Origin of the sequence: Streptomyces sp. NPDC127084 (genome assembly GCF_042724175.1) — a bacterium.
Lineage (GTDB): Bacteria > Actinomycetota > Actinomycetes > Streptomycetales > Streptomycetaceae > Streptomyces.
Window position 1 is genome coordinate 1 of sequence record NZ_JBHXFA010000209.1, and the last position, 9,219, is coordinate 9,219.

The window sequence follows — 9,219 nt, forward strand, 5'->3', positions numbered from 1 at the left end:
ACGCCGGAGGGCTCCGGCTCGGGCCTCGGCTCGCCCAGCATCAGCGTCCGCACGACGCGCTCGGCGGCCCGGCCGTGCTCACCCCCGCGTTTCCGCTCCGTATCCCCGGCTGACGCCAGAGCGTCCCCGTGCAACCCCGAGCCTCAGGAAGGCGGCGGCGTGGTGCCCGGAGGCTTGGGATCCACGTGGCCTTCCTTGTGGGCCAGGCGGTCCAGTGCCTCCTTGGCTCTGCCGGTGCCCGACGTGATCTTGTCGTGGTACTTGCCCTTGGTCCGGTGGTCGACCTTCGCCGCAGCCTTCTCCAGGCCGTGCTCAAGTTTGTCGATCTTGTCCTCGTGATGGTGCGCGAAGTCGGAGACCTTGTCCTTGGCTGGGGCGAGCTTGGTCTTCAGCGTGTCCAGGATGCCCATGGGTCACCTTCGCTCGTGGGTCTGCTTCCGGGCGCTCTCACCGGCTTCGTTGTCGGCGGCCTCGTCGGCTGACTGCTGCTTGGGGATATCCACGCTCTCCCCGGCGGCGGGAGCCTGCGCAGCCGGTCCTGAAGCTGCTTCCGAAGCCGCGTCATCGGATGACACCACCCCCGCCGCCGCGCTCCCGGTTCCGGAGCCGGGAGCGGAGTCGGATGCGGCTTCGGCTACCGGAGTGCCACTCGCGCCCTCCTTGGTTGACGCTTCGGCAGTCCCCTTGCCGTTCCGGCGAAACCTTGCAAAAACGCCCATATCTACTCCATAGGGTACTCGTGTGGGTGGAATTCCGCGCTGTTCGGGGCACTCTGCGAAGCCCCTCGGGGGTGCCGGTTCGTCAAACCGGCGTGCGAAACCTCGCAACCGAAACGACCCGACCGAACGTGCCGTCACGTAACTCGTTCGGGGACGCGCGGCGAGGTTTGCGAGACTGGGCCGGTGAGAAGTGCAGCAGCCCCCGCACCGCGGGTCATCGCCGTCGTCGGCCCCACCGCGGCAGGAAAGTCCGATCTTGGCGTCCAACTGGCCCAGCGGCTCGACGGCGAGGTCATCAACGCCGACTCGATGCAGCTCTACCGGGGGATGGACATCGGCACCGCCAAACTGACCCTCGCGGAGCGGGGCGGCGTACCGCACCACCTCCTCGACATCTGGGACGTGACGAAAACGGCCAGCGTCGCCGAGTACCAGAGGCTGGCCCGTGCGGAGATCGACCGGCTGCTCGCCGACGGCCGCACCCCCGTCCTCGTCGGCGGCTCCGGGCTGTACGTGCGGGGTGCCATCGACGCACTCGACTTCCCCGGTACCGATCCCGGCGTACGCGCCAGGCTCGAAGCCGAGCTGGAAGAGCGCGGCCCGGGCGTACTCCACGCACGGCTGGCCGCCGCCGACCCGGACGCCGCGCGGGCGATCCTGCCCGGCAACGGACGCCGGATCGTGCGCGCGCTGGAGGTCATCGAGATCACCGGCAAGCCCTTCACCGCCAACCTTCCCGGGCACGAGTCCGTGTACGACACCGTCCAGATCGGCGTGGACGTCGCACGCCCGGAACTCGATGAGCGGATCACCCTGCGGGTGGACCGCATGTGGGACGCGGGGCTCGTCGAAGAGGTACGCGCCCTGGAGGCGCGGGGACTGCGCGACGGGCTCACCGCGTCCCGGGCCCTCGGCTACCAGCAGGTGCTCACCGCGCTGACCGGGGACTGCACCGAAGACGAGGCACGCGCCGAGACCGTGCGTGCCACCAAGCGTTTCGCGCGCCGTCAGGACTCGTGGTTCCGCCGCGATCCGCGTGTCGACTGGCTCAGCGGTGCGGCCGCGGACCGCGGGGAACTCATGGACCGTGCCCTGGCGTTGGTCGAACGAGCGGTCACAGCCTGATCACGTGATGGCATCGGGACGCGCCGCCCGTCATTCCGATGCCCGGGGTCGTGCCATCATCAAGCATCGATCCACCAGTGGAGTCCGAGTTGGGAGGGCGCGTGGCGATGGAGGCCGGCCCTCGCGAAGGTGACCAGGGATTCCGGGACACCGAGGAAGGCGCGGCGCGCCTGAGTCCGGACGGTCCCGAGGACGCGCTGAACCTGGATCTGGATCTGGGCCCGGAAATGGGGCCGGGGCTGGATCTTTCCACGGACGACTCGTCGGTCGGGGTCGTGGTCGGCGCCGAGGTCGAGGTGGAGCTCCGTCCGCAGCGCAGACTGCGCATCTGGCAGCTTGCGCCCATCGTGGGTCTGGCGGCGGTCGGCTCACTGATGTTCGCTTTCCCGCTCGCCTTCGGCTCGGGTGACGGCGGCGCTGTCGTCGCCATGCTCGGCCTGCTGATCAGCGGCTGCGCAGCGGGCTGGGGCCTGATGGCGGCACGCAGGGTCGGCTACACCTGGCCAGGGCTCCCGGCGCGCGGCTCCGGTGAGCGGCCCGACTGGCGGGCTATCGCGCTGTACACCGCCGTCACCACCGCGCTGGTGGTGCTCGCGGTGTGGCGGGTGGCCAGACTCCGCTGAGAACGGCCGGTTCGTTCAGGGGTCTCGGCGCGAGCCCCCGGCTGCCGTACGCCGTGGCGTACCGGGACCGTACGATTGACCCCGTGAGAGCCCAGACCACCCCGAGCACGGCGTCGCCCGCCTTCCTGAAGGGCCACGGCGCGGAGAACGACTTCGTGATCGTCCCCGATCCCGATGGCGCCATCGAGCTGTCCCCGGCCGCCGTCGCCCGGCTGTGCGACCGCCGGGCCGGGATCGGCGGGGACGGGGTACTGCGGGTCGTGCGGTCCGCCGCCCATCCCGAGGCACGCTCGATGGCCGACCGGGCCGAGTGGTTCATGGACTACCGCAACGGCGACGGGTCGGTCGCCGAGATGTGCGGCAATGGCGTACGGGTGTTCGCCCGCTATCTGGAGCACGCCGGACTGGTCGGCGCGGGGGACCTGGCGATCGCCACCCGCTCCGGCGTCAAGCAGGTCCACATCGCCAAGCCCGCGCCGGGCAGCGGCGCCCCGGGAGACATCACGGTCATGATGGGCCGTGCCCGCTTCCCTGCGGACGAGGCCACGGTCACCGTGGACGGCCGCACCTGGCCTTCGCGCAATGTGAACATGGGCAACCCGCACGCGGTGGTGTTCGTCGAGGATCTCGACCACGCCGGTGAGCTGCGCTCCACCCCGGCGTACACGCCGTCGTCGATCTACCCGGACGGGGTAAACATCGAGTTCGTCGCGGACCGCGGTCCCCGCCATGTGGCGATGCGCGTCCATGAGCGCGGTGCGGGCGAGACCCGCGCCTGCGGGACCGGGGCGTGCGCGGTCGCCGTGGCCGCGGCACGGCGCGACGGCGCGGACCCGGCCGCGACCGGCGCCCCCGTCACGTACACCGTCGACCTGCTCGGCGGCACACTGACGATCACCGAGCGCCCGGACGGCGAGATCGAGATGACCGGCCCCGCGGTGATCGTCGCCGAGGGCCGGATCGCGCCCGCCTTGCTGAGCGGCGGATGAGCGGCGACTGACCGACGGCTGAGCGGACTACTGACCCGCGCCTGACAGGACGGTCGCGAACGGCCGCTTCATGGACTCCGTCCACTCCATGAGTGCGGCGGAGCAGCACAAACGGTCGTCGCACCCAGCTTCGCTCGAATGGGTGATCCGTTTCACGCTGAGTGAGAGCGGGACTCCGCCACGTGGTGGGGTCGGTAGCATCAAGCACCGGCCCGGCGGGCAAGCCTGCCCGTCCCACCGCCGGTCGACGCTCCCGGAGGTGCCGCCATGAGCGCAGAGGCCCCCAATCCCGACGCCCCCAGTCGCCGGCGCGGGCGACCCAGGCTCGACCTCCGTCGACTGGGCCGTGCCGCGCTGCTCGGGCCGACCGCGCGGGACCGGCTGCCGGACGCCATCAGCCATGTCGCTGAGGCGCACCGCGCCCACCACCCCGACGCCGATCTCGCCGTTCTGCGCAAGGCGTACGTGCTCGCGGAGTCGTCGCACCGCGGCCAGTTCCGCAAGAGCGGCGAGCCGTACATCACGCATCCGCTGGCCGTGACCCTGATTCTCGCCGAACTGGGAGCGGAGACCACGACCTTGACGGCCTCCCTGCTCCACGACACCGTCGAGGACACCGATCTGACCCTGGAGCAGGTGCGTGCCGAATTCGGCGACGAGGTCTGCTATCTCGTGGACGGCGTCACCAAACTGGAGAAGGTCGACTACGGTGCGGCGGCCGAACCCGAGACCTTCCGCAAGATGCTCGTCGCCACCGGCAACGATGTGCGCGTCATGTCGATCAAGCTGGCCGACCGGCTGCACAACATGCGCACCCTGGGTGTCATGCGCCCCGAGAAGCAGGCCCGTATCGCACGGGTGACAAGGGATGTGCTGATCCCGCTCGCCGAGCGCCTCGGCGTACAGGCCCTCAAGACCGAGCTGGAGGATCTGGTCTTCGCCATTCTCCACCCCGACGAGTACGAACGCACCCGCGCGCTCATCGCGGACAACGGCGACGCCTGCGACGCCTTGGACACGATCGCCGTACGTGTGCGCGCCGTACTGCGCGAAGCCGGAATCCCCTCCGAAGTGCTCATTCGGCCGAGGCACTTCGTCTCCGTGCACCGCATCCGGCTCAAGCGCGGCGAACTGCGCGGCACGGACTTCGGACGGCTCCTCGTGCTGGTCTCGGAGGACGCCGACTGCTACGCCGTGCTCGGCGAGCTGCACACCTGCTTCACGCCGCTGATCTCGGAGTTCAAGGACTTCATCGCCGCCCCCAAGTTCAACCTCTACCAGTCGCTGCACACCGCGGTCGCGGGGCCCGAAGGTTCCGTCGCCGAAGTCCTCATCCGCACCCACCAGATGCACAAGGTCGCCGAAGCCGGTGTCATCGCGCTGGGAAACCCCTACACAGCGGCGACCGAGGGAACCGATTCCCCTGCTGTACCCGGTACCACCTGTACTCCCGAAACCGGCGACTCGCAGCAACCGGACGGAGAGCGCGCCGACCCGACCCGTCCCGGCTGGCTGTCCCGGCTGCTGGCCTGGCAGGAGTCCGCCCCCGACCCCGACACCTTCTGGACCTCACTCCAGGCCGAGCTGGCCGAGGACCGGGAGATCACCGTGTTCCGCACCGACGGCGGCACCCTCGGCCTGCCCGCGGGCGCGAGTTGTGTGGACGGCGCGTACGCGCAGTACGGAGAGGCTGCGCACGCCTGCATCGGAGCCAGGGTCAACGGCCGTCTCGTGACGCTCAGCACCCAGCTAGGCGACGGCGACACGGTACAGCTGCTGCTCGCCCAGGACGGTGCGTCCGGGCCGTCGGCCGACTGGCTGGACCACGCACGCACCCCCGCCGCGCGGATCGCGATCAGCAGGTGGCTGGCCGAGCACCCCGAGGTGGGCAAACCCGCCGCTTCCGCCGCCCGTCCCCCCGCCGCCGTCAGCGGCGGGCGCCGCGCCGCGGCGAACGCGGTGACCGATCTGCCCGACGCGCCCGTACGTCTCGCGGGCTGCTGCACACCCGTACCCCCCGACGCGGTCACCGGCTTCCCGGTACGCGGCGGCACCGTGACCGTCCACCGGGCCGAGTGCCGCGCCGTGGCGCGGATGCGAGCGCTCGGGCGGGAACCGGTCGGCGTGCGCTGGGGCGACGCGTCGGAGTGCCGGGTCACCCTCGTCGTCGAATCGTTCGGCCGGACCCGGTTGCTGGCCGACCTCACCGAGGTCATCGCGACCGCCGACGCCGCGATCGTCTCCGCGGCCATCGAACCACCGAGTGAGCAGCGCGTCCGGCACACATACACGCTCCAGCTCCCGGACGCGGCCGGCCTCCCCGCGCTGATCCGTGCCATGCGCGATGTCGCCGGGGTCTACGACGTAAGCCGGGTCTGACGGCAACACCCCACCGGTGCGGGCCCGGCGGCGACAAAGTCCGTTCGGGTGGGCGGGGCGCGCGCCGTCGCCGTACCTGAACACCGCCCTGGTAGCGGTGGTGCATGCTGCTCACCTCACGACGCCTGCGTGCCGCACTGCTCGCCACAGCCGCGGCCACCATGCTGGCCTCCGCTCCGCCCGCGCCCGAGCCGCTCGGCATCGGTGACCCGCTCTTTCCGCACCTGGGAAATCCCGGGTACGACGTCCTCTCCTATGACATCGCGTTCGTCTACGGCGGCTCGAACACCAAACCCCTGGACGCGATCACGAAGATCGACGCCCGGACGACCACGCGCCTGGAGCGGATCAACCTCGACTTCACCAACGGGACCGTCAAGAGAGCCGAAGTGAACGGTGCCGACGCCACGTTCACGACCGTCGGCGAGGATCTCGTGCTCACCCCCGCCCAGCCGGTCGACGCGGGCCGCAAGCTGAGCATCACCGTCACCCACACCAGCGACCCCAGCGGTCCGAAGGGGGCCGGGGGCTGGGTGCGCACCACGGACGGGCTGGCGATGGCCAACCAGGCCGACGCGGGCCACCGCGTCTTCCCCTGCAACGACCACCCGGCCGACAAAGCCGCCTTCACCTTCCGTGTCACCGCGCCGTCCACACTCACGGCCGTGGCCAACGGACTGCTGGAGAGCAGGACCGCTTCCGGCTCGAACACCACCTGGCTCTACCGCACCAGCCACCCCATGGCCACCGAACTCGCTCAGGTCAGCATCGGCACGTCGACCGTCGTCGGTCGCGCGGGACCGCACGGGCTGCCACTCAGGGATGTCGTACCGACGGCCGACCGCGCACTCCTCGAACCCTGGCTGAAGCGCACCCCGGGCCACATCGAGTGGATGGAGAGCAAGGTCGGCCGCTACCCCTTCGAGACGTACGGGGTGCTGGTCGCCAGCGCCGCCACCGGATTCGAACTGGAGACCCAGACGCTTTCCCTCTTCGAGCGTTCGCTGTTCACACGGAGTGAGCGGGAAAGGTGGTACGTCGATTCGATCATGGTCCATGAGCTGGCCCACCAGTGGTTCGGGGACAGCGTCACACCACGGGCCTGGGCCGACCTCTGGCTCAACGAGGGGCATGCCACCTGGTACGAGGCCGTGTACGCGGAAGAGCACGACAAGAAGTCCCTGGAAGAGCGCATGCGGCTCGCGTACACCCGCTCGGACGGCTGGAGGGCATCGGGCGGACCACCGGCGGCACCGAAGCCCGCGAAGGGAGGCCAGCAGCTGGGGCTGTTCCGGCCGATCGTCTATGACGGCAGCGCGCTGGTGCTGTACGCGCTGCGCCAGGAGATCGGAGCGGGCGCCTTCGACCGGCTGGAGCGCGCGTGGGTGAGCCGCTACCGGGACGCCAACGCCGGTACGGCGGACTTCGTCCGACTGGCCTCGCAGACCGCGGGCCGGGATCTCTCAGCCTTCTTCCGGGGCTGGCTGTACGCGGCGAAGACACCGCGCATGTCCGGCCACGCCGACTGGCGCAGCGACTCGCCGACGGCGACGGCTGACAGGACGGCGAAGGCGGCGCAGCCCGAGGCCGCGCGGTAGCGGGCGAGCAGCTCCGGGTGGATGCCGTGGCAGCCGGGCGAAACCAGGGTGACGACCGCCACGGCACCGTGCGACCATCGATATGGCGACCGCTCGGGAATTTTTCCCATTCGGTGACGCGTTGTGACTGTCGTTACCTCGCTTCGCATCGTTTTCCCATCTACGTAAGGATCCAATGACCTCCTCTTCATCCCCTTCCCAGGACGCACAGAGCTTCGCGGACACCAGCCGCACCGAGAGCCTTCGAGCCGATGCCCTGATGGAAGAGGACGTCGCCTGGAGCTACGAGGTCGACGCGGACCGGGACGGCGAACAGTTCGACCGCACCGAACGTGCCGCGTTGCGGCGTGTGGCCGGACTCTCCACCGAGCTCGAAGACGTCACCGAAGTCGAGTACCGGCAGCTCCGCCTTGAGCGCGTGGTGCTGGTCGGAGTCTGGACCTCCGGGACCGTGCAGGACGCGGAGAACTCGCTGGCGGAGCTCGCCGCGCTCGCCGAGACGGCGGGTGCCCTCGTGCTCGACGGCGTCATCCAGCGTCGCGACAAGCCGGACCCGGCGACATACATCGGCTCCGGCAAAGCCGACGAGCTGCGGGACATCGTCGCCGACAGCGGAGCCGACACCGTCGTCTGCGATGGTGAGCTCAGCCCCGGCCAGCTGATCCACCTCGAGGACGTCGTCAAGGTCAAGGTGGTGGACCGCACCGCCCTGATCCTCGACATCTTCGCCCAGCACGCCAAGTCCCGCGAGGGCAAGGCGCAGGTGGCGCTGGCCCAGATGCAGTACATGCTGCCCAGGCTCCGGGGCTGGGGTCAGTCGCTGTCCCGGCAGATGGGTGGCGGCGGCGGTGGCGGTATGGCCACCCGAGGCCCCGGTGAGACCAAGATCGAGACGGACCGGCGACGGATCCGCGAGAAGATGGCGAAGATGCGCCGGGAGATCGCGGAGATGAAGACGGGCCGCGAGATCAAGCGGCAGGAGCGCCGGCGGAACAAGATCCCCTCCGTCGCGATCGCCGGATACACCAACGCCGGTAAGTCCTCGCTGCTCAACCGGCTCACCGGAGCCGGAGTCCTGGTGGAGAACGCGTTGTTCGCCACCCTGGACCCGACCGTACGCCGCGCCGAGACCCCGAGCGGCCGGCTGTACACGCTGGCCGACACCGTCGGTTTTGTACGCCACCTGCCGCACCACCTCGTGGAGGCGTTCCGCTCCACCATGGAGGAGGTCGGCGAGTCCGATCTCATCCTCCATGTGGTCGACGGCTCGCACCCCGCTCCCGAGGAGCAGCTCGCCGCGGTACGCGAGGTGATCCGGGATGTCGGCGCGGTGGACGTGCCCGAGATCGTGGTGGTCAACAAGGCGGATGCGGCTGATCCGCTGGTGTTGCAGCGGCTGCTGCGTATCGAGCGGCACGCGATCGCCGTGTCGGCCCGTACCGGCAGCGGCATGGATGAGCTGCTGGCGCTCATCGACGCCGAACTTCCCAGGCCCGAGGTCGAGATCGAGGCGCTGCTGCCGTACACGGAAGGCGCTCTGGTCTCGCGGGTGCACGCGGCGGGCGAGGTGCTGTCCGAGGAGCACACCCCCGAGGGCACGCTGATCAAGGCGCGCGTCCATGAGGAGCTGGCGGCGGCCCTGGGGCCGTACGTCCCGGCGACACACTGACGCGCGCCCCCGCCGCCCGGATGCGGGTAGCACGAAGGCCCGGTCACAGCACGAGCGTCCCGCGAACTCCGGGCAGACCGACTCGTACACGGTCTAGGCCACCGGGCCGAGACGCGG

The 9,219-nt window shown here is 70.2% G+C and carries 8 protein-coding genes; 6 read left to right on the forward strand and 2 right to left on the reverse strand.

Annotation, left to right across the window (positions count from 1 at the left end; translation table 11 throughout):
* Positions 1-143: 143 nt before the first annotated feature.
* Both ACFWI9_RS30835 and ACFWI9_RS30840 read right to left on the reverse strand, forming a co-directional pair.
* A complete protein-coding gene (locus ACFWI9_RS30835) occupies positions 144-410 on the reverse strand; it encodes an antitoxin (RefSeq protein ID WP_387167533.1) in 267 nt (88 codons plus the stop codon).
* 3 nt (positions 411-413) lie between these two features.
* On the reverse strand, positions 414-719 hold the full coding sequence (locus ACFWI9_RS30840; RefSeq protein WP_387167536.1) for a hypothetical protein: 306 nt from the start codon (positions 717-719) through the stop codon (positions 414-416).
* 183 nt (positions 720-902) lie between these two features.
* On the opposite strand from ACFWI9_RS30840, the gene miaA reads away from it, so the two are divergent.
* The 6 genes from miaA to hflX all read left to right on the forward strand — a co-directional run bounded on the left by miaA (position 903) and on the right by hflX (position 9,102).
* Positions 903-1,844 carry a tRNA (adenosine(37)-N6)-dimethylallyltransferase MiaA gene (gene miaA / locus ACFWI9_RS30845; RefSeq protein WP_387167539.1) on the forward strand — a complete coding sequence of 314 codons (942 nt, stop codon included), beginning with the start codon at positions 903-905 and terminating at the stop codon, positions 1,842-1,844.
* A 107-nt stretch (positions 1,845-1,951) separates the two neighbouring features.
* On the forward strand, positions 1,952-2,467 hold the full coding sequence (locus ACFWI9_RS30850) for a hypothetical protein (RefSeq protein ID WP_387167550.1): 516 nt from the start codon (positions 1,952-1,954) through the stop codon (positions 2,465-2,467).
* 83 nt (positions 2,468-2,550) lie between these two features.
* Positions 2,551-3,456, forward strand: a complete 906-nt coding sequence (gene dapF, locus ACFWI9_RS30855) for a diaminopimelate epimerase (protein WP_387167541.1) — start codon at positions 2,551-2,553, stop codon at positions 3,454-3,456.
* Positions 3,457-3,723: 267 nt separating this feature from the next.
* Positions 3,724-5,835 carry a RelA/SpoT family protein gene (locus ACFWI9_RS30860; protein WP_387167543.1) on the forward strand — a complete coding sequence of 704 codons (2,112 nt, stop codon included), beginning with the start codon at positions 3,724-3,726 and terminating at the stop codon, positions 5,833-5,835.
* A 104-nt stretch (positions 5,836-5,939) separates the two neighbouring features.
* The gene (locus ACFWI9_RS30865; protein WP_387167546.1) at positions 5,940-7,433 is read left to right on the forward strand and encodes a M1 family metallopeptidase; all 1,494 of its coding nucleotides are present in this window, start codon (positions 5,940-5,942) and stop codon (positions 7,431-7,433) included.
* Between the two features lie 175 nt (positions 7,434-7,608).
* The gene (gene hflX, locus ACFWI9_RS30870; protein WP_387167548.1) at positions 7,609-9,102 is read left to right on the forward strand and encodes a GTPase HflX; all 1,494 of its coding nucleotides are present in this window, start codon (positions 7,609-7,611) and stop codon (positions 9,100-9,102) included.
* Positions 9,103-9,219: the final 117 nt, after the last annotated feature.